Below are 23,029 nucleotides of genomic sequence, written 5' to 3' on the forward strand. Positions count from 1 at the left end.
TTATTCTCCTTTTAAAATTAAATGAAACTCTTCTTCATTGATTATTTTAATACTATACTCTTTTGCTTTAAATAACTTGCTTCCAGCGTTTTGTCCAGCTAAAACATAATCAGTTTTTTTAGAAACACTACCTATAACCTTACCATTATTAGATTCTATTATGTTTTTATAAAAATCTCTTGGTTTTTCTAAACTACCAGTTATTACAAAAGTTTTTTTACTGATTGGTGAATCAGTATTCTTTTTTTCGCCTAAATATGTCAAATTAACACCTAATTCTCTTAATTCCTTGATTATTGTGATATTTGATTCAATCTTAAACCAATCAACAATAGAAAGCGCTAAAACTTCTCCAACAGAGTCAATTGAACTTAACTCTTCATAAGTGGCATTCATAATTGATTCAATATCGTGATATATTTCAGATAAAGTTAAAGCTGTTTTAGAACCAACATGTCTTATACCTAAACCAAATAAAATTTTTTCTAATGAAGATTTTTTAGCATTTTCAATTGCTTCAATTAATTTGTTATAGCTTTTTTCACCCATATTATCAAAGTTGATCACTTTTTCTTTATGTTGATTTAGTTTGAAAATGTCAGCAACAGTGCTTATAATTTTGTTTTCATAAAACTTAACAATAGTCTGACCACCCATACCAGCAATATTAGCAGCACCTCTACTTGCGAAATGTTGTAGACTTCTGATTATTTGTGCTGGGCAATTGAAGTTAACACAAAATTGATCAACTTCTTTGTCTGACTTTTCTAAAATTGAATTACAAACTGGACATTTTAAATCTTTATCTCATTCTAATAAAGATTTGTAATTTTCATCTTTAATTACACTAATAACTTCAGGGATTATATCTCCAGCTTTTTTAACTTTTACATTAGCCCCAATTTTTAATTCTTTTGCAATTATGTATTCTGCGTTATTAAGAGAAGCAGCTCCAACACTTGTTCCAGCTATTTGTACTGGTTCAAGTTTTGCATTATAAGTTATTTTTCCAGTCCGACCAACTGTTGGGAATATATCTAGTAGTTTTGTTTCCTTTATTTCAGCTGGAAATTTGTAAGCAATAGCTCACTTTGGGTTTTTTGCAGTATATCCAACTTCTTCTTGCAGTTGTTTATCATTAAGTTTAAAAACTATGCCATCTATTTCATAATCAAGTTCAATTCTTTTTTTAGTATATACATCAATGTAATTTTTAACTTCTTTTAAATTTTTACATAGTTTTGTTTCAGGATTTGTTTTTAAACCCAAAGATTCAATTTTATTAATTGAATCCAGCTGAGTTTTCTCTGGTTGTTTTTCATTAAAATAGTAATATAGAAAACCATCAAGATTTCTTTTAGCAACAATTGAAGAATCTAATTGTCTTAAAGTTCCAGCAGCAGCATTTCTGGGATTGGCAAACAATGGTTCACCGTTTAGTAAACGTTCTTCATTTATTTTTTTAAACTCAGATTTAGATAAGAATATTTCTCCTCTTACTTCTATAAGATCTTTATTATTTATCTGTAATGGAATCGATTTAATTGTTTTTACATTTGTTGTAACGTTTTCCCCAACAATACCATCACCTCTAGTAACACCTGATTGTAATGTACCATTTTGATAAATTAAACTAATTGATAAACCATCAATTTTTAATTCTGCAGTGTATTCATTTTCTAAGGTGTTTGTTACTTTTGCAACTTGCTTATTAAAGTTTTGAAATTCTTCTCAACTAAAAATGTCACCTAAACTTAACATAGGGTACTTATGAATATGCTTTTCAAATTTTTCACTAACAATTCCACCAACTTTTTGTGAAATAGATTCTGGGGTTATTAACTCAGGAAACATGCTTTCAAGATTTTTAAGTTCTTGCATGCACTTATCATATTCAACATCATCCACTGAAGGGTTGTCGTTGACATAATATTCTCTTGCTCATTGATTCAACTTGGTTCTTAAATTTTTTAATTGAATTTTTGCATCCTTGATATTCATTTTAACCTCTTGTTTAATCTTTTTATATTATATCTTTTATTAAAATAAAAAAATGAACAAGACTTAGAAATGATGGGAAAACTGATAATTTCTTGTTTAATCTTTTTCAGCTATGAAATGGAGAAACAGAACCTATTATTTATTATATTTTTCACTTGTTCAAAAAATACTCGAATATCTTTATGCTCAATTTGAAGATAAAAAAGTTAATTAAAAATTAAATTTAATAAAATATAAGTGCATACTAATTTAAAAGCTAACTACAAGTATAAAAAGTTCTAGATTGAAAAATGCCAGCATTAACTGGCATTAAATATAAAATAAATGTAGAATTATTTTTTCCAACTTTATATGATTAGTCTTAACTAATTATTTAAAGTTGTAGATTTCATTTTTTACAATTTAAATTTTATTAAAATATTTAATAATAGCAAGTGTAGGATTTTTTTATATAAAAATCTAATAAAAGTTGATAGATTTTAAAAAATTATTTAACTTTTTAAAATTTTAACATTAACAATAATTTCTCCTGTAAAAAGATTGGAAGGTGTTTCAGGATTTACTATAAATTTAATTTTTATTTGTTCTTTTGTGCTTAAATCCTGCATTTGTTCTTTAAGATAAGACCCGTCATAAGTTAAATAATCATTGTCTAAATCACTCTCAAAGTCATCATGATATTTTTCTTGGACACTATCCACTAGATAATTAATTGTTTCCATAGTCAACGCTTCTAAATATGCTTCATCATCATGTTCTTCACCTTGAACAAATTCTGAATCATTATAATTAGTTTTTGAATCAAAATTAATTTCTCCATTTGCATTAACAATATTTTCAATAAATATACTTGAAAGTGTTTTAGATTCTTGAGCTTTAAGTGCTCCTTCAATATCAAAACTTGCATCTACATAACCATCACTTGCTACAACTGTTACAGTAACATCAGTCAAAGAACCACCTTTTCTTTCAGCTTTCATGCTTACAACATGTTCAATTTTAATTTCGGCTAATTTAGCATTAACCTCATCAATTCCTGCTAAATCTTTAATTTCTTGTATTAAATTATTATTTTTAATTTCACTAATATTCAATGGAATCAATAAAAAGTTTTCAACTTTAATTGATTTTGTATTAGTTTCATCTTCAAATTCAAATCTGTCATTTAAAGTAACAGTTAAAACAACAGTTGAAGGAACTTCACTATCAGCACTTAATTGACTTGATGCAATTGCATCTTTTACTTCTAACGCATTATTAATAGCGTCTTTGACTAATGATGCTCCAAACCCATTTGCTAAACTTAGTAAACTTGGATCAATGGGAGGATTAATATCGAAAGGGCTTAATAATTTTGGAATCTGTTCTTTAACTGCTTCAATTTTCGCATCTGTAATTATAACTGTTTCAGATCCAGATGTTGTACCGTTTCCTTTTTTAATTGCATTTGATAAAGTAAATGAAGTTGCTTTAGAATCTTTAAAACTTGCTTTTTCTGCTAACACAATTTTTACATCAACATCATTACTATTAGATATACTAGTGACAATAAAAGAAACAACCCCTTTAATTTTATGATCTTTTAAATAGTTATTTAAAAGTGTTTGTACTTCAGCAACGTCTTTACCATTTAAAGATCAACTTTGAACAGTTTTACCAACTTTATTGGTGTCAACTGAAGTTTGACATGAAACAACTGTTACAGCTGGAACGACTATAGCACTAAAAGATGCTAATGATAATAATAATTTTTTCATTGAGATTTTTCCTTTTCCAATTAATTAAAATTAATTATATAACCTTAAAAAAAAAAAAAAAAGCACTTTTTATGAAAAAACTTCAAAAAAATCTTAAAATTGTAAAAAAATGGCGTAGTAAATATGTTTGATTTAAATATTATAAACCTTAAATTATCATAGTAAATAATGAAAATAAATGTGAGCTATATAGAGAAGTGTATTTAAGTTGTTCATCAATTTTTGAAAATGCCTTAGTAAAAAACTGTAGGTATTTAAACTGTTTTAAAAGCATTATATGAGTCAAAAATTTAACAAAAATTTAACAAAAATTTTAAAGTACTATGCAGCTTATGATTCAATTCATAACTGAGTTAACAACAAAATTAGCATTACATGCCTTTATTGATGAATTAACTATGAATTACTCTATCGCCCACTTCTGTGTTTCAAAAAAAGACAAAAACAAAAAAAGTGTGAAGAACATTCTTTCACACTTAAATTTAGTATTAAAACAGATTAAACTTTTGCGGCATATTTATTTACCTTTTAATCTTAAATTTATTCATTTTCAATATAAGAAAAATTTTCAATTGATCATTTATTAACTGAATTTTGTGTTACAACGACTCTATAATTATCATAAACACCTAAACTTATTTTATAACTAATATTGTACTCAAGAATATTTTGATTATTTTCTGTTTTGTATGAGACATATTTATTTTCAAATCTGGATTTATTCGCTCTAAGAGTTACTAATTTCTTTTTATCATATATGATTTGAGATAGATTATTTTCAACTTTATCATCTAACAAAGTAGTTACTGTATTGACTAAAATATAAACTATTTTATATTGTAAGACTTTATTTAAATTTCCTAAAAGTGATTTATCTTCAAAATATTGATCATCGTAATTATAACCTAAAATGAATTTTCAAGCTTTATCAGCGTATAATATTTTTCCATAATCATCATCTTTTGATCTTATTCCTATAGTTTTGCCAACACCATTAAACTTCATCATTCCAAAAACTAATGATAAATCACTTATGTAATCTGGTTGAGTTGTTTCTTCTGTATACCCTAAAATTTTAGTCAAAACATCTTCTTTTGGTATAATTTGACCTGTTTCTTGGTCATAAAAATTATACTTATCAATAGCAGAATCATTAAATATAGAATTTACTGTATCAGCGAAAGGTTTTATTGTCATATAAACAGGAACAACATTTGGCAAGATTAATCATATTGCAGAACCAATTGTAGTTGGACCTATTTTTTTATTCATAAGTTCTGAAATATTTATATCAGGAATACCTTCTGGTAATGTTATACCAAAGCCATCTAACATGGGTTGTAATTTAGGTATAAATTCAGTTTTAATGTTTGAAAAGAATATCTGGGTCATCATTTGCTTGAAAGCTCCAGCGTTAGCACTTGACACTATAGGATCTATATATTTTGAAACTGAAGGGACTAGATTTAAAATGTTCATAATAAAACCTTCAGTTAAACCTTTTGTAAAAAAATCAGTGTTATCATTATTTGCTAAAACACTTGCTATTAGTGCACCTAAAGCATTACCAGCTCCAGACAATTTTAAACTAATAATTGGTATTGACTGTATTTCTTTTTTAATGGTATCAGACATCACCAATCCTTCAACTATTGGTTGAAAAATTATCGCAAAACCATTTTTAACATTGTCGGGAGCTTCATAGTGTTTTTTAGTTCATACACCACTAAAATCTACACTGGGGGGTATTAAACGAAAATTTAAACCTAGCTTATCAAAAGAAGGAGAGTAGTCATCGTCAACTTGAAATAATAATTTTAAAGCTCTTAGCGATTTATGTGATTCATCTTCAACCAAAATACTTTTAAAAATACTAAAAAGTCCTTTTAAACTTTTGTCTTGAACATCATCATATGAAACTTTTTCTGCTTTTTGTTTAGCTATAATATCCATATTTTTTGTTTGAGCATCAAACAAATTCAAATTAAAGTTCTCTATCGGTGCTGAATTTTCATATTTGTCAAAAGAACTTATATATCAACTTATTAGATAAGCCAATTCTATAACACTTTTAATATCAATATTTAACTTTTTTTTATCGTTTGTTTTTGGAACTTCTGTTTGAGGTTCAGATGTGGTAGGGTAAGTTATGTCGATTGTGTTTTCAGGATCGAACTTAACTGTTATATTATTTATATATTTAGTTGTAGGTTGCAAAGTAGCTTGTCAAGACCTTAAAAACGGTTTTTTAATATCTGTGACAGTAAACATATCTGCTTTTGCATTAGGGTTTTCTGATAACACAGCTGCTAAAATAGTTTCAGGAGCGTTGTCATTTATACTTCCTAAATCAGTTGTGTTTATAAATTGAGTAAGATCAATTTTAGCAAAACTTTTATATGATGCATCATATAGTGTATCATATAAAGTTTTCAGAGCATTTTTATTAGCTTCTTGTTTAGATAATCCCGAACTATAACCTTTATCCATGATAGCTTTATAATCTAACTGAACTTCATCTGACTTTGTTATAAGTTTAAGGATGATATTTGCAACTTGAGTTAATATAACATTATGCATATCTCCATATGTTTCTATACCATATTTGTTAACTACGTCATCATATGTTGGGGGAGTTGGTAAGTTTTTTAAAAAACTTAATTTTGATGCTATCTTTGCTAACGGGTCATTTAATTTACTTGGTGATAATAAAGCATTAGCAACAGCACCAATGTATGAAATTTTATTTAATAAATTATTAGTTCCATCAAGTGTAAGACCATTCTCATTATAAGATGATTTTAAAGATGAAGTGAAATCTGATGCTATTGAATACAAAGTTTGCTTTGGAAAATATTCATCTGAATGAACGTATCCAGAAGTTTTATTAACTTTATTTATATATTTTTCAGCATTAATATAATCATAATTTTGTTTATTATAATCTTTTAAATTTAGATCTGATTTAATGGAAGATAAATCACTAACCTTAGTTTCATCTAAAACATTAGATACAACACCAGCATTCATTTTAGCTGATCTTGAAAGTATTGATTGTTTAAACATCAAAGAAGTTTCTTCGATTGATTGTTGAATTTCTTTTGTTATTTGATTGGTCACTTGTGTTTTTGATACATATAAAAAACCTGTGACTGGTGCAACACTTAAAGATAGTGCTGAAATACTAACTAATATTTTTTTCATAAAACTCCTTTCTATAATTCTGAATCTTGTAATACTTTTATAGAATTAATTTTTGTTATACTTCTATATCCTGCATAAATAGCTACAATATAAATTCCAACAACACCAATAAAGACTATAAATGGTAATCATATAGGGTGAACTAATGGGACAATTAGTCCTGCGTTTTTTAACACATTAACAATTCCTGTACATGCATATCACCCACCAATATATCCAAGCACAAACATTATAGTAATTACAATTGCATACATCCCCATTACAGTTTTAACAACATATTTATCTGAATACCCAAGTACTCTCATAGTTGAAATAAATTGAATGTTATCGTTAATAATAATTGAAGTAGTAAGTAATATTATAACAAAAGCAATACTTACAATTAACACAATAATTAACGCTAATATGATCACTATTATGATTGAAATTTCATCCATTATTTCTTTATAAGTATCAACAGGAAGAATTCAAGATGTTGAACCAATACCTGTTCCATCAAAAGATTGACCAGTATCACTGTTTTTAGCACTTAACCCATTTAAAGCTGTGGGTGAGTAATCACCATAAACACTACTTATACTTAAAGATGTACCAAAGTCACCAATATCTGATGAATTAGAATATTTATAGTTAAATACTGGGTATTGATTTTTAAATATTGAGTATATTAAAGTTCCTATTTCTTTCTTATTTTTATCACTTGAATTTAAGAATTTTTCTTTAAATGTATCTAAGTCTCAATTATTATTTTTAGTTAAATCAAGACCTGATATTTTTGGAATTACTTTAACAGTCTCGTTGATTTGATCTTCTAAAATAATGTCGGTTTTACCTGCAATTAGTCCATTAGAATATCCAAATGAATCATTTCATTGTCTAGTAAAAATATTTTTTCAAATGTAATTTTGTACAATATCATATTTTAAAATTGCATTTGCATCATCATTTTTAATTCAAGCTTGGGATGTTCCATAACCATCATGAATACCTAAAACTTTAAATTTAGTATTTTGAGTTTTGGTCCCTACCACAGTTTCGCCATTTAAAACGCTTCTGTAATAATTAGTTGGCGAATTAATACTATTTAAAAAGTTAATGGCTTTTGAATCACCATAAACTGGTCTTTTAACGGTTATATTTGCAAATTTTTGCATTCTAGAATTTTGTTTAAAACCATTACTTCCACTTCATAAACCAGTTGTGTCTCAATCATCAAGATTGAAAGGTTTGTTTTCACCATCACTGGCATCTTGTAGTTCATTTTGAATGATATCAAAATCAACTTCATCGTTTTCTTTTATATTTAAAACTTTAGCTAATGATTGGTTTATTATAATTCCATTTTCTGAAGTATCATTAAATAAAATACTCATTAAATCATTTTTTTTAGAATCAAATAAATTTAAAAATCTATCTTCGTTTTGAATCCCATAAATTTTAAAATCATTTCCATTTTTAGATGCATTTAGTTTTGTTCCAAGTGATTCTACTTTCGAATTATACTGAATAAGATTAAATGCCATACTATAGTTTTTATCTTCTGATTGATAAGCACTTGCAATATTTTGACTTACAAAATATGGTGGTCTTGAAATACCTGCTTGAATAACAGCTTGGTCAATACGATTATATGAAGTGAAAGTAAATCATTTTCAATATTGTAAAATGGCATCTTTAACTTTTTGCATATCTGCTTCATTATCAGGTTTAGCTTCATCAAAATTGCTTATTACATAATAATCTTCTAATGACAATTTTTGATTATGAATATCATTAATTCTAAATGAACCCATGCTTCAATTATCATTAGTTAACGCAAAACTAGTGTCATATTCACTAGATTGTTTTAACAATTTATTTATAATATCTTCACTGTTTGAAAGATAATTTTTTTTCAATTGTTCATTTTCTTCTGATTCAGCATTAAAAATATTTATTTTTTCATTATTAGACATTTCTGTTCATTTTTGATCAGTTACTTGTCCGTATTCACCAACTCTAAAATCATTTGTTATGGACATTCCTATAGAAGAAGTTAGTTTTTTATAAAATGCTTGCATTAGTTTAGCATTTTGTATAATGATTTTATTTACATCTTCTTGTGTATTTAAATCATTAGCATCAATATTAGCCATTAAATCTTTGTAATCTGTTCACTGAGTTAGCACATTTGGGGCTAATAACCCCCCTATTAAATCATTTTTTTGAATTGATGGGATTCCATATTTAGCTATTTCTTTAAAATAGTTAGTATCAAATATAACACTTTCTAAATTAAGCATTTTAGTGTTAGCAAAAGCAAAATCTAAAACACTTGGTATAACATTGCCGTTTTTTATGTAAGAGTCAATAAACATTGAATAATAGTCATTTGTAATATGCCCATTATAATAGTCACTCATTACTTGGTCCATATCAATAGCACCATTATCAGTAAGTTTTAAAGACGTTCAACCTTTTGCTTCTTTGCCATAAATTAATTGTGAAGGATCATTTTTATTTTCAAAAGTTTTTAAAAAACTCATTGGGTTATTATAACTAGGGTCATTATATTCCACAATTTGTTTATATTTAATCCCATTAAAGCTATATTTTTTATTTTCTTCTAAGATGTTTGGGGCTATAAAAGATATTGTAAATAAACTAGATGATAATAAAACAACTAAACCTATACCAAACATCTTACCTAAAGCATCAACTAATAAAGCTTTTCTGACTCTTGCACCAAAGCCTCTTCTTACTCTTATGGCTTTAACGAATTTTTTGAAACCGTTCATTTTTTTATCTTGTAACTTTGATATTAAACTTAAAGCTGACTTTCTCATTAAAGATATAGAAATTGAAAATGAAATAATGTTTAGTATTAATCAAATAACACCAATCATAGTCAAGAATGAAATTCAATCAATATTAAATGCAGAATAATTTAAATTAAAGTAATTGGAAAATCCTAAAGTTATAAGATTAGATAATAATACTGAACCAAAATAACCAGCAACACCACCAATTAGTGATGTAAACAAGGGAAGCATAACAAAATTAAACACAAGTATTCTTTTCCTGTACCCTAAAGCTTTTAAAGTACCTAGTTGTTTTGCTGATTTTTCTATTTGTTTTTTTGTAATTAAAGCAACTGAATATAATACAACAATAAGCGTTAGTACAAATATAATAGATGCAGCTATCGAATAACTCAAAATAGTTTTGTTTAAAAATCTAATTCTTTCTGAAAAACGATATTCACCATCGTTTTTTGCAAAAACTAGCTTATTATTAATATTTCTTTTTATTAATTCTCTGAAATCAATTTCAATTTCTTCTAAATCTTTTTTTGAAGGTATTTTATTTTTGAATTTAATTGAGTAAAAAGATTCTTGTTCTGTATTACTATTTACACTTAAATTTCCATTTGCATTGACTTCATAACTATAAAGTCCATTATCTTCATTTTTTGTTAACCCAAATGCTTTATGGTGTAAATAAATTAAGGCTTCTGTTTTTCTATTAGGCAAAGCTGTAGATTCATTTATGATTGGTGTTACAAAATCAGCTGATGAACCAAAACCTACTACTTGAAATCATTGATAATTTGAATAAAGTGTTTGGTATGTGCTGTTTTCACTATCTATTCCAGACTCTAATTCAGATTCAATGGTATTAATATTTTTCAAAAAGTTTTCATCATTATTACTGTTTTTAACAAGTAAAGAATCACCAATATTATCTTTTTGAATTCTTATAATATTACCAATTTGAATATCATTTGATTTAGCAAAGTTTTTATCTATAACAATTTGATGTCTAGTTTCAATATCTTTACCTTCAAATATTGTTAGTTTATCTACACCATCAGAGTTTAAAATATTACTTTCAAATGATTGTGTTGTTTTAACCAATGCTTTTAAAGTAATATTTGTATTTTTGTTTTGCACTTGAGCAAATTCCCTTGCTTCAGTTCTTGATCAATCAAAACTTCATTCAGGTTTTTCACTTTCATATTGTGCTTGTAGTTGTTGAATTCAATATTGCTGAGCTTCTATTAGATTTTTAGGCGCGTTTTTTGATTCTTTCGAATCACCTGTAGCAACTACATCATAAGGATTTAAATCAATAACTGCATCATGTTGTCTTGAAACTTTAAGAATCGATGAATATTGACTAATTACTCGATTATTTAAAGAAACTACAGTTGTTAATATTAAAGATAAAAAGAAGACTAAAACAATAACCCCAAAAAGTTGCATTTTATTCTTTGTTGCATTTTTGTATGAGTTTTTAAACATGTGTTTAAATTTTTTAAGTCCCATAATTCTCCTTATAAAAATAAATAAGTTCTTTATAATTTTAACATTTTGACATAAAAAAAAGGCATTAAAGCCATTTTTTATGGGCATTAAAATTTAGCTATATTCATAGAAATTACACTTTTCTTCTCGTTAAACTTATTCAAAAAATGTTAGATTTATCAATTAACTAATTATTTGATATTGTTTTAATAATACCCATGTGATAAATACTACATCTATTTTTTATTAAAAACAACACTTTTTAATAATAATCCTTTTGCTTCTGCTTTAAAAGGCAGTTTTTTACCATTTCCATTAAGCATTTCTATAAGTGTACTTTGAGATACTTTATTATATTGACAATTTAAAATTGACTGAACAATATATCTTATTTGATGTCTTATAAACCCTTTAGCTATAAACTCAATTTCAATTTTATCAGCTTTTTTGAAAACTTTAATTGAATCTATTTTTCTTATTGTTTTAAAATTACCACTATTTACTTCGCTTTCACTTAAACCTGAAAATAATTTAAAATCATGTTCACCTACAAAAATATTACAAATATCTTGTAATTGTTTTATGTTAATTAAGTTTTTAGACCATTCTAATTCATATCTGTTGTTTTTAAGATCTCAAATGCTATTATTCAATGTGTATACATATTTTTTACACTTGACATCATGTAGTTCAAAAGAAGCACTAACATAATCAAATTCTGATATATGTATATCAGAAGGAAGAGCTTTATTTAAGGCTCATATAAATTTATTTAATGCTGGTTGAAAGTTAATTTCAATTATAACTTTTTGACTAAGCGCATGAACTCCTGCATCTGTTTTACTAACACCATAAACTTTAAAATTATTTGACTTAATTACTTTAAATATAGTTTTTTCTAAAACTCCTTGAATAGAATTTTGATTTTTTTGTTTGATTCAACCACAATAAGATGAGCCATCATATTGTAGATTAATAAGGATTCTATACATTTATCTATTTAACATTTCCTGTTATTATTTTATCTATTGAACCTAAAGCCGGAATTTTAATACTGATTGGTAGTATTTGAAATGCAACTAAAATCATAAATATTAAAAATGCTACAGAAAATATTAATAATAATAAATCAAATACATGAAATTTAAATTGAATATATCTTGTTCTTTTAGCATATGGATTATAACCTCTAGACTCCATTGCATATGCTAAGTCTTCAGCTTTTTGAAATGATGAAACCAATAAAGGAATAATTAAAGAAGCCATTCCTTTTGCTTTATCTTTTAATTTACCGTTTTTAACATCAATTCCTCTACTTGCTTGAGCTTTCATAATTCTTCCTGCTTCATCAATCAAGGTTGGAATCATACGTAAAGCTATTGAAATAATCATAGATATTATATAAATAGGTATTCCTATAAATTTTAAAGGTGTTAATATGTCTTCAATTGCCAATGTTAATTGAAGAGGTGATGTTGTACCAGTTAGAATACAAGTTAAAGTAATCATAAAATAAATTCTTAAACCCATCATTGTTGCCATATAAAAAGATTTTTCACTAAATCAAAATCCACCTACTTTAAAAAATGAACCCAAGACATAATAATCTTTTGAAACAAAACCTAAACTTTCTCATTCTTTAGGAGATACAAATAATCTACCAACAGAATACCAACCGTGATTAGTAAAAACTAAATTTTTATTTTTGTCTATTTTATCTAATGCTTTAAGTAGTTCATCACTACTTTCAGGGTGAGATATAAGAGAGTTCATAAATAAAATAATTACAAAAACAAATAACACTGGTGGAAATAAACCTAAAAGCATTCTAAAATTTAATTTAGACAAAGCAAACATACCAAGTATAAATGCTCCACATATAATGTATCCTGATAAACCTATTGGTAAAAATATTGTAATCATTAATAAAATAATAATAATCATCTTAAATCTTCCATCCATTGCATGAATTAAAGAATTTCTAGGTTGATATCTACCAAATGTAACTCTCATATTTATTTTCCTTTCTTGTAATTTTTAAATTCTTTTGCAAACTCTTCTATAGTTCTTATTTTTTTATCTAAAAGATCAATTCCTTTTGCTTTTAAACTATATAAAAGCTTATAAACTTTAGGAGGCTCAATTTGTATACTTGTCAACAATTGCTGATTAGAAAAAATTTCAAACGGCGAACCAACTTCAATAACTTTACCTTCATGCATAACAATAACTTCATCAGCTGATTTTAATACATGATCCATGTTATGAGTAACCATAATGATTCTTTTGTTTTGTTCTTTATTTAAATGTATAAATAAGTTTAAAAAATCTTCTTCACCTTTTGGATCTAATCCTCCAGTTGGTTCGTCTAAAACTAAAGTTTTGCCATCCATTGCAATAATACCTGCAATAGCTACTCTTCTTTTTTGCCCACCAGATAATTCAAACGGAGACCTTGAAATATAATCAACCGGTAATTGTACTAATTCTAATAAACCAGGAACTTTTTTCAAAGCATCTGCTTTATTTTCTCCTAAATGAATTGGTCCAAATGCTATATCTTTTTCAATTGTATCTTGAAATAATTGGTACTCAGGAAACTGAAAAACCAACCCGACTTCTTTTCTTAATCTTTTAACATCTTTAATTTTTCTAGTTCCTGCAGGTATTTTATAATTTCCAATAATAGTCTCACCAGTTTCAGTTAATAATAGTCCATTGGTTAATTGAATTATAGTAGATTTTCCAGAACCAGTAGTTCCTATCACACATGTGATTTTATGGTCTTTAATTGTTACAGTAGCAAAATCTAAAGCCTTAAACTCAAAAGGGGTTTTTTTTGAATATGTGTAGCTCACATTATTTAAAATAATATCACCAGTAAAATCAAACTCTTTTGTTTCTTTTTCTATTTTTTTTCATTCTTTTAAATTTTGCTTAATTTCTTTTTTAGTTGTTAACATATCTGACTCACCAACTCATCCATTGTATTACTGTGTTTAATTTTAATACCTTCTTTTTCTAAAGCTTCTTCAACTAAAGATAAAAATGGCACATCCAATTTAATAGATCTTAAAAATTCTTTTTCTTTTAAAACTTCTTCTGGGGTTCCAAATTTAACCATTTGTCCTTTATTCATGACAATTACTTTGTCTGCATTTAAAATCTCATCCATATCATGAGTAATTGAAATAACTGTTTTGCCCATATTATCTCTAAGATCAACCATAATTTCTTTTACTTCTCTATTACCTTTTGGGTCCAACATACTTGTTGCTTCATCAAAAATTAATATTTCAGGACTTAAAGCAAGTACACTAGCAATAGCAACTCGTTGTTTTTGACCACCAGATAACATTAGGGGTTCTTTATCTAAGAAATTTTCCATCCCAACTTTTTTAGCTGCTTGATAAATTTGATCATGCATAAGCTTAGGTTCAACACGTTTATTTTCTAAGCCAAAAGCAATATCAGCTTCAACACTTGAACCAATAAACTGATTATCGGGATTTTGAAAAACAATTCCTAAAAATCTTCTTGCTTGATCTAAAGTATCAATAGTAACATAATTGCCAAACAAAGATAAATGACCAGATTCTGGTTGAAGCGCACCTATTAATAATTTTGAAAGTGTTGATTTACCTGAACCATTATGACCAATAACTGTTACATACTCGCCTTTTTTAATTTCAAAGCTAACATCATTTAAAACATAAGGCAAATCAAAATTATATTTAAACTTTATATTTTCTGCTTTAATCGCTATATCATTTAACTGATCTAACTCAGCACCGCGACCCATTTCTTTAACTGAAGCTAAAAACTCCTTATAAATTTTTTTTGCTTCTATTAATTCTTCTTTAGACTTTTCAAAAACTATACTTGAGTTTTTTGTTGATAGGTTTTTGTTTACTTTAGAAATAAATTTCAAATTTTCTTTAAATTTTTTTTCTTTTAAAATTAATTTAAATGCTTTGCCTTTTTGTTTTTTAATTTCGACTACTTTAGCAACTTCTTTTTTGCTTACTTGTTTTTGTTTATACTTTTGATTTATTTTATAAAACTCGTTATTAGCTTTTAAAAATTCTAAATAAGCATTATGTAATTCTTTTTTAAAATCGTTAATATCTTTTTCAGATAATTTAGTACTTTGGAATTTTTTTAATGATTCAGGCATATTATTCCTCCACTTGTTAATTATAATAATTATAAATTAAAATTCAAAAAAAATAAGACAAATGTCTCATAATTTTCAAATATTAAACTAGTTCAATAATAACCATTGGTGCATTATCACCTTTACGATTATCTAATTTTAAGATACGTGTGTAACCACCATCTCTATCTTTAAATCTTTTTGCAGTAATTGTAAATAATTTTTGAAGAACATCTTCTTTTGAAGAAGCTTCTATATTTCTTAATCAGCTTGCAGCTTGTCTACGTGCATGTAAATCACCACGTTTGGCTAAAGTTACCATTTTATCAAAATGTTTTCTTAATTCTTTAGCTCTAGTTTCAGTAATTTCTAAACGTTCTGAAATAATAAGTTCAGTTGTTAAATTTCTCATTAAAGCTGTTCTTCAAGCTGTGTTCTTACCACGTTTTTGAATATATGACATTGCTTTTCTCCTTTTTAATTTTTATTAGTTTTTTTTGAATTCTAATTCTAAAGAAGCAATTTTTTGTTTGATCTCTAATAAAGATTTGCTTCCTAAGTTTGGGATTTCTTTTATTTCATCTTCTGTTTTAGAAACTAGTTCTCTTAAAGTATCAATGTTTGCTCTTTTTAAACAATTTAAGCTTCTTTGAGTGAATTCTAATTCTTCAACTGGTTTGTCTAGTTCTTTTTCTTCAACAGCATCCTCACCCATAACCACTACATCATCAATTGATTTATCAATAATTTCTGTAAAAGTTTCTAAATGCGAAATAAGTATTTTTGAAGCTAGAGCAACTGCATCAGATGCAAGAATTGAACCGTCAGTTTCAACTTCTAAAATCAATTTTTCAGAATCTTGAGCTTTACCCAAGTTAATTATTTCTGAGTTATATGCAACTCTTATAATTGGTGAGTAATTTGAATCTATAGTAATCATTCCAGGTTCAATGTTTTTGTTATCTTTGTTTTCTTTAAAAGTTCTATACCCTCTTGAGTTTTTAGCATATAAAACTAAGTCAAGACTTCCACCTTCAGCAATATTTGCAATGACTAAATCTTTATTTAAAATTTCTACTCCTGCTGGTAAAACTAAATCTTTAGCTTTAATAGGCCCAACTGTTGTTGATGAAATCTTTATTTCAATATGTTCATCATCTTTATACATTTTTGAATTTATTGATAACACTATTTTTTTAACATTTAAAACTATACGAGATACATTTTCTTCAATACCAGGAATCGAAATGAATTCATGTTGAGCTCCAGCAATTTTAATTGCATAAACTGCTGCACCTGGTGTTGATGATAATAAAGTTCTTCTTAAAACATTACCTAAAGTAATGGCAAAACCTCTTTCAAGAGGTGAAGCTGAAAACTTTCCGTAAAATTTACTTGGTGATTCTTGTATGATTCCGAATTCTGGTTTATTAAATTGTTTCATTCGCTATAACTCCTATTTTCTTTTATTATTTTCTTGGGCGTTTTCTTGGACGCACTCCATTATGTGGAACGGGAGTGCAGTCTTTAATTGAAGTTACTTCAATACCTGCTATTGATAATGCTCTAACAGCAGCATCACGTCCTGGTCCTGGTCCTTTAACTTCAACTTGAACAGATTTAATACCTTGATCAATAGCTCCTTTTGCAGCAGCTTCTGAAATTAATTGAGCGGCATACGGTGTAGATTTTTTAGAACCCTTAAACCCGATAGCTCCAGCACTTGATCATGAAAGAACATTCCCTTGTTCATCACTAATAGTAACAATTGTATTGTTAAAAGTAGAGTGAATGTGTGCAATACCCTTTGGTATATTTTTTTTAATACGTTTTTTTGTATTTGTTTTTGGTTTAGCCATTTTTTAAAATTCCTCTACTTTCTATTTTTTCTTGTTAGCTACAGTTTTTCTTGGACCTTTAACTGTTCTTGCATTTGTTTTTGATGATTGACCTCTTACAGGTAGTCCTTTACGATGTCTTAATCCTCTATAACATCCAATTTCCATTAAACGTTTAATGTTTAATGAAACTTCTCTGCGAAGTTCTCCTTCAACTTTGAATTTCAAAACCTCAGCAGATATTAATTTAATTTGTTCTTCAGTTAAATCTTTTGTACGAAGATCTTCACTTATATTTAACTTAGCTAAAATAGTTTGTGAAGTTGATAGTCCCACACCATAAATATATGTTAGTGAGATTACAACTCTTTTTTCGTTTGGTATTTCTACTCCACTAATACGAGCCATTTTTTAAATTCCCTTCTTTTATTTTTTAATTTAGACTTTTCAAATTAACCTTGTCTTTGTTTGTGCTTTGGTTGTGCACAAATAATCATTACACGGCCTTTACGTCTAATAACACGACATTTGTCGCAAATTTTTTTGACTGATGATCTAACTTTCATCACAACCTCCGTATTTCTTTTAAAATAGTTTAAATCAGCTTTTAGCTGATTTAATTTATTTTGTTTATTTTTTAATTACTCTCAGGTTTTTTTTGAATTCTTCTGTAAGTAATTCTCCCACGTGTCATATCATAAGGTGATATCACGACTGTTACTTTATCTCCAGGTAAGATGCGAATGTGGTGCATTCGGATTTTACCTGACACGTGTGCATCAATAACTATGTCGTTTTCCAGTTTAACTTTGAATTGCGCGTTTGCTAACACTTCAACAACTGTTCCCTCAAATTCCATTTCTGCTTCTTTTGCCATTACTACAACTCCTTTACTTTTGATTTGGTTAATACTTCATAACCGCTATCTGTTACTAGAATTGTGTGTTCAAAGTGAGCAGCCATGCTTTTATCAGCTGACAAGACAGTTCAGTTATCAGAAGCTAATTTAGTTTTGTATGTTCCAATTTGAATCATAGGTTCAATACAAATAACCATTCCAGCTTTTAAACGCATTCCAGTATCATAAATACCATAATTAGGTATATGTGGGTCTTCATGCATCTGAGTTCCAATACCGTGTCCTGTATAATCTCTAGGAACACCAAATCCATGTTTTTCAGCATGACTTTGAATTATGTAACCTATAGTTCCTATACGAGTTCCTGGTTTAACCTCTTTAATTGCTAATTCCAAACACTCCTCAGTGACTTTAATAAGTATATCATGTTTTTCATTTTTTGCAATACCGCAAATCATAGTAAAAGCACTATCAGCATGATAACCTTGAAAAATACATCCAGTATCAACAGAAACAATATCACCATCTTGCAAAATTCTGTCTTCAGGTATACCATGTACTAATTGTTCATTGATTGAAATACAAATAGTTTTTGGAAAACCATGGTAATTTTTAAAATTAGATTCACATCCTTTTGCTTTTATAAATTTATAAAATTGTTCATCTAAATCTAAGCAATTAACACCTGGTACTATCATTTTTTTTAGCATGCTAATAGCATCTGATAAAACACTTGATGCTATTCGCATTTTTTGAATTTCAGCATTTGATTTAATACTAACGGCCATTAAAATGTTTCCATAACTTTTTTATATGTTTCTTCTGGTGTCAAAGTACCTGAATCCACAATTTTTAAAAATCCAGAATTTGTAGAAAAATATTTTATTAATGGTGCTGTTTGTTTTGCATATGCTTTTAATCTAACTTCAACTTTATTTGGTTCATCATCTACTCTTCTTATTAATTCTGTTTGATCTTTATCGCAAATTCATTTAATTTTAGGTTTTCTGTTAATTGTATGATAACTAATTTTACAAGTTGGGCAAATTAATCTTCCACTTATTCTAGATAACAAAACTTCTTTAGCAACATCAATATAAATAATTTTTGAAATGCTTGATCCTAATTCTTTTAAAATTTCTTCCAAAGCTTTTGCTTGATTTAAAGTTCTTGGATATCCGTCAAAAATTAATCCATTGTGTTTTTCTTTTAAAAATTCTTTAACAATACCATTTGTCACTTCATCTGGTACTAGTTTGCCTGCATTTATGTATTTAATACATTGAATTCCCAAAACAGATTTTTTAGAAATTTCTTTGCGCATCAAATCACCAGTTGACAACTGTGTAAAACCTTTTTTATTAATTAATTTTTCAGCTAAAGTTCCTTTACCACAACCAGGTGCACCCAACAACATTATATTCATTTTGATTCTCCTTATTTTAACTATGTCATTATAACAAAATGCTTTTTAGCTTTTCAAGTCATTAGATGAAAAAGCATATGGTAACAACTCTTGATTAATAATGGTTTTAATATAACCGTGCTTATTAAAAATCACAATTTCTTGTAGTGGATTTAATAATTCGCTCATTACTTGTCTACAAACTCCACATGGTGTGCCTAAATTTTCACTATCTGTATATAGCGAAAACTCTTCAATATCCTTTTCATTTCACCCCAAAGCGTAAAGTTGAGATATTGCTGCTCTTTCTGCACAAATAGTTGGTGAATATGAAGCAGATTCAATATTTACACCTTTAACAACATCTTGATTTTTTAATCTAATTATACAAGCAACTTTAAAATTAGAATATGGAGAGTATGCATTGTTTTTTAATTTTAATAACTTTTCAAACAATTCTTCTTTTTTCATAACGTCCTTTTAAATTTTATAAAACAAAAAAGTTTTTGCTTTAATTATCATATATGAGTTGATGAATTTTGATTTTCATCTGTAAACTTTTGTTTTTTAGATTCGATAAACTTGTGTTGTTGTATACGGCCTTGTATTTGTTGTGTTGTTTGTATCGCAACAGAAATACAAATAATTAGTCCAGTCCCACCAATTGCTAAATTACTTGGTAAATCTATTAACTTAGATATAACATATGGTAATGCCGCTATTGCTGCTAAAAAAATTGAACCAAATAAAGAAAGTCTATTTATTGTTGCTTGTAAAAAATTGGTTGTGTCTATTCCTGGTTTAATTCCAGGAATAAATGTCCCTGATTTTTGAAAATTTTCGCTTATTTTTTCTGGATTTATTTGAACTTGTGCATATAAAAATGTGAATAGTATAACCATAATTGAAAAAATCCCTATTCCTCATCATTTACTAAAAGATAAATACATTTGAGTAAACTTAACGAAGCCATTTGAAGAGTAAATCCCACTTGTTGCTAATGATGATGCTGCGGTTGGATCTAAAATTTGAGCAATTGTAATTGGTGTTGAAATAATTGCAGAAGCAAATATAACCGGAATAACTCCAGCATTATTTAACTTCAATGGTAAATAAGGAGTATGGTCTTTAGCATCTACTAATCCACTACCAGTTTGTTGAATAGGTATTTTTCTTTCAGCTTCATTCATTAAAACTACAGAAAATATAACAATTAAAAAAATACCCATATAAATAGTAAAAAATATAATTCCACTAAATAAAATATTTATACTTTCTCCCTTGTTTGGAATTCACCATGTTCAAGTTTGAATTATATTTACTGGCATTTGAGTAATGATACCTATAAAAATAACAATAGAAATTCCATTACCAACGCCTTTAATAGTTATCTGATCTGCTATTCATAACATGAAGTATGAACCAGCTAACATAACTAGCGGCACTAATATATAATAAAAAGCAGGACTGGCTAAAACTTTTGTTGAAACTCAGCCAGGTTCAATTACTCCTTGTTGTTGTAAAGTAAATATAGTTGCAACACCTTGCATTAAAGCAAAAGGAATCATTAATACTTTAGTTAATTTATCTAATTTTTTTCTACCTCGCTCACCAGACTTATTTCATCTAGTTAAAATAGGTATTACATCTGTTGATAATAATTGAACAATAATAGAAGCAGTAATATAAGGAGAAACCCCTAAAGCTAGTATTGAGAATCTTCCAATGGTACCACCACCTAAAGTTGATAGCAATTGAAAGAACTGTGAATTATCAATTGAGCTTTGAAAATCACTTGTTAATTTAATTCCTGGAACAGTTATATAAACACCAATCCTAATAATTATTAATAAGATTAAAGTAAAAACGATTCTTTTAATAAGATCTTTATTTTTAATAAAGAAACTCTTATTAGCAAAATCGCTTTTATTAAGTGATTTTTTGGCTAACTTTGAATATTTTGTTTTCTCAGTTTTTTTTAGTGCCATTATTAAATCACCTCTACTTTTCCTCCAAGTTGTTCAATTATAACTTGAGCTTGTTTTGATATTTTATTTAATTTTACATTAACTTTTTTAGTTAATGTTCCATTATTTAAAACTTTAACTAATTGTTTTTCGTTTTTAATAACTTTTGCTTCTATTAAAGTTTTATGATCAATATTACTTAAGTTTAAATTTTCTAAATCAGAAAGAGTTAATATGATATATTGTTTTTGATTAATTGAAGTAAAACCAATTTTTGGTAATCTTCTGTATAAAGGAGTTTGACCCCCTTCAAATCCGGGTCTAACACCCCCACCTGAACGAGAATTTTGACCTTTGTGACCTCTTGTAGAAGTTTTCCCTTTTCCAGAAGCCATACCTCTACCTACTCTAGTAGCATCTTTATGACTACCTTCAGTATATTTTAATTCATGTAATTTCATTGTATGGTTTCCTTCCTATTCAGCTTCTACTTGTTTATTTGTTTCAGCAATAACTGATGTTGCTTCTTTTTTAATAACTGGTTTAGCGAATCTTAAATCATTTACTTTTTTACCAGTATGCATTGATGTTAAACCATCAAGTGTAGCTCTAATCATATTAATAGGATTATTTCTACCTAATGATTTAGCATAAACATCAGCAATACCAGCCAATTCAATAACAGCACGTGCTGGTCCACCAGCAATAATTCCAGTTCCTGGTTTTGCAGGTTTAATTAATACTTGACCTGCTCCAAATTTACCAAGTACTTCATGAGGTACAGTGGTTCCTCTTAAAGGTACTCTAATAACATTTTTTCTAGCTTCTTTAATTGCTTTTTTAATTGCTTCAGGAACTTCGTTTGCTTTTCCTGTTCCTAAACCAACACGCCCTTTTTTATCGCCAACAACAACAACTGCTGCAAATCTAAAGTGACGTCCACCTTTTGTAACTTTTGTAACACGTCTAATTGTTACAACTTTTTCTTCAAAATCATCTTGTTTTTGAAACTGTCTTGGCCCATTACCACGGCTATTATTTGGTTTTCTATCAAACTTTCTTCTTTCAGGTTGAGTTTGATCATTTGATGTAGCAACTATTGGCGCTGATACAGCTTCAGTAGTAATTGTAGTTTCCTCAACTGGTGTGTCTAATTTATTTTCTATCATAATCTCATTCACCCTTCCTAAAATTTCAATCCATTTTCTCTTGCAGTTTCTGCAAAAGCTTTAACTTTACCATGATATAAATATCCACCACGATCAAATACAACATCAATAATTTTTTTATTAACTGCTAGTTTTGCAATTTCAGCCCCAACTTTTTTTGCAGCTTCTACATTACCAGCTTTTAAACCAAGTTTTAATGATGATGCTGAAACTAAAGTATTTCCTGTTATATCATCAATAATTTGTGCATAGAAATTAGTGTTAGATTTAAATACATTTAATCTAGGTCTTTCAGCTGTACCAATTACTTTACTTCTAACACGAAAGTGTCTTCTTTTTCTGGCTTCTTGTTTAGTGTACTTCATAATTTAATAACCTTAAGCGTGA

The 23,029-nt window shown here is 27.5% G+C and carries 21 protein-coding genes; all 21 read right to left on the reverse strand.

Going from position 1 to position 23,029, the window contains the following annotated elements:
* Entirely contained in the window at nt 1–2,001 is a 2,001-nt protein-coding gene (gene ligA, locus MCORR_RS00770; RefSeq protein ID WP_104207725.1) for an NAD-dependent DNA ligase LigA, read from the reverse strand.
* A gap of 491 nt (nt 2,002–2,492) precedes the next feature.
* Nucleotides 2,493–3,758 (reverse strand): hypothetical protein, encoded by a 1,266-nt coding sequence (locus tag MCORR_RS00775; protein WP_104207726.1) that lies wholly within the window; start codon nt 3,756–3,758, stop codon nt 2,493–2,495.
* Nucleotides 3,759–4,298: 540 nt separating this feature from the next.
* On the reverse strand, nt 4,299–6,962 hold the full coding sequence (locus tag MCORR_RS00780) for a hypothetical protein (RefSeq protein ID WP_104207727.1): 2,664 nt from the start codon (nt 6,960–6,962) through the stop codon (nt 4,299–4,301).
* An 11-nt stretch (nt 6,963–6,973) separates the two neighbouring features.
* Nucleotides 6,974–11,269 (reverse strand): ABC transporter permease, encoded by a 4,296-nt coding sequence (locus MCORR_RS00785; RefSeq protein WP_104207728.1) that lies wholly within the window; start codon nt 11,267–11,269, stop codon nt 6,974–6,976.
* Nucleotides 11,270–11,484: 215 nt separating this feature from the next.
* Complete coding sequence (gene truA / locus MCORR_RS00790; RefSeq protein ID WP_104207729.1) at nt 11,485–12,240, reverse strand: tRNA pseudouridine(38-40) synthase TruA; 756 nt, start codon at nt 12,238–12,240, stop codon at nt 11,485–11,487.
* 4 nt (nt 12,241–12,244) lie between these two features.
* Entirely contained in the window at nt 12,245–13,261 is a 1,017-nt protein-coding gene (locus MCORR_RS00795; protein ID WP_104207730.1) for an energy-coupling factor transporter transmembrane component T family protein, read from the reverse strand.
* 2 nt (nt 13,262–13,263) lie between these two features.
* A complete protein-coding gene (locus MCORR_RS00800; RefSeq protein ID WP_104207731.1) occupies nt 13,264–14,211 on the reverse strand; it encodes an energy-coupling factor transporter ATPase in 948 nt (315 codons plus the stop codon).
* Nucleotides 14,205–15,425, reverse strand: coding sequence for an energy-coupling factor transporter ATPase (locus MCORR_RS00805; protein ID WP_104207732.1), 1,221 nt, complete (start codon nt 15,423–15,425; stop codon nt 14,205–14,207). The genes MCORR_RS00800 and MCORR_RS00805 overlap by 7 nt, the downstream gene beginning before the upstream one ends.
* A gap of 82 nt (nt 15,426–15,507) precedes the next feature.
* Nucleotides 15,508–15,867 (reverse strand): 50S ribosomal protein L17, encoded by a 360-nt coding sequence (gene rplQ / locus MCORR_RS00810; RefSeq protein ID WP_104206028.1) that lies wholly within the window; start codon nt 15,865–15,867, stop codon nt 15,508–15,510.
* A gap of 24 nt (nt 15,868–15,891) precedes the next feature.
* On the reverse strand, nt 15,892–16,848 hold the full coding sequence (locus MCORR_RS00815; protein WP_104206027.1) for a DNA-directed RNA polymerase subunit alpha: 957 nt from the start codon (nt 16,846–16,848) through the stop codon (nt 15,892–15,894).
* Between the two features lie 25 nt (nt 16,849–16,873).
* Entirely contained in the window at nt 16,874–17,263 is a 390-nt protein-coding gene (gene rpsK / locus MCORR_RS00820; RefSeq protein WP_104207733.1) for a 30S ribosomal protein S11, read from the reverse strand.
* Between the two features lie 21 nt (nt 17,264–17,284).
* Nucleotides 17,285–17,650 (reverse strand): 30S ribosomal protein S13, encoded by a 366-nt coding sequence (rpsM, locus tag MCORR_RS00825; protein WP_104207734.1) that lies wholly within the window; start codon nt 17,648–17,650, stop codon nt 17,285–17,287.
* Between the two features lie 44 nt (nt 17,651–17,694).
* Complete coding sequence (gene rpmJ / locus MCORR_RS00830) at nt 17,695–17,808, reverse strand: 50S ribosomal protein L36 (protein WP_011183044.1); 114 nt, start codon at nt 17,806–17,808, stop codon at nt 17,695–17,697.
* A 71-nt stretch (nt 17,809–17,879) separates the two neighbouring features.
* A complete protein-coding gene (infA, locus tag MCORR_RS00835) occupies nt 17,880–18,119 on the reverse strand; it encodes a translation initiation factor IF-1 (RefSeq protein WP_104207735.1) in 240 nt (79 codons plus the stop codon).
* A gap of 2 nt (nt 18,120–18,121) precedes the next feature.
* Nucleotides 18,122–18,889 carry a type I methionyl aminopeptidase gene (map, locus tag MCORR_RS00840; protein ID WP_104207736.1) on the reverse strand — a complete coding sequence of 256 codons (768 nt, stop codon included), beginning with the start codon at nt 18,887–18,889 and terminating at the stop codon, nt 18,122–18,124.
* Nucleotides 18,889–19,527: an adenylate kinase family protein gene (locus tag MCORR_RS00845; protein ID WP_104207737.1), complete on the reverse strand. Its 639-nt coding sequence runs from the start codon at nt 19,525–19,527 to the stop codon at nt 18,889–18,891. The genes map and MCORR_RS00845 overlap by 1 nt, the downstream gene beginning before the upstream one ends.
* Before the next feature lie 45 nt (nt 19,528–19,572).
* A complete protein-coding gene (gene cdd, locus MCORR_RS00850; protein ID WP_104207738.1) occupies nt 19,573–19,977 on the reverse strand; it encodes a cytidine deaminase in 405 nt (134 codons plus the stop codon).
* Nucleotides 19,978–20,021: 44 nt separating this feature from the next.
* Nucleotides 20,022–21,494 carry a preprotein translocase subunit SecY gene (gene secY, locus MCORR_RS00855; protein WP_104207739.1) on the reverse strand — a complete coding sequence of 491 codons (1,473 nt, stop codon included), beginning with the start codon at nt 21,492–21,494 and terminating at the stop codon, nt 20,022–20,024.
* A gap of 2 nt (nt 21,495–21,496) precedes the next feature.
* On the reverse strand, nt 21,497–21,934 hold the full coding sequence (gene rplO / locus MCORR_RS00860; protein ID WP_104206019.1) for a 50S ribosomal protein L15: 438 nt from the start codon (nt 21,932–21,934) through the stop codon (nt 21,497–21,499).
* A gap of 15 nt (nt 21,935–21,949) precedes the next feature.
* Nucleotides 21,950–22,642, reverse strand: a complete 693-nt coding sequence (gene rpsE, locus MCORR_RS00865) for a 30S ribosomal protein S5 (protein ID WP_104207740.1) — start codon at nt 22,640–22,642, stop codon at nt 21,950–21,952.
* 17 nt (nt 22,643–22,659) lie between these two features.
* Entirely contained in the window at nt 22,660–23,007 is a 348-nt protein-coding gene (gene rplR / locus MCORR_RS00870) for a 50S ribosomal protein L18 (RefSeq protein WP_104207741.1), read from the reverse strand.
* Nucleotides 23,008–23,029: the final 22 nt, after the last annotated feature.

It is taken from the genome of Mesoplasma corruscae, from assembly GCF_002930145.1.
Lineage (GTDB): Bacteria > Bacillota_I > Bacilli_A > Mycoplasmatales > Mycoplasmataceae > Entomoplasma > Entomoplasma ellychniae.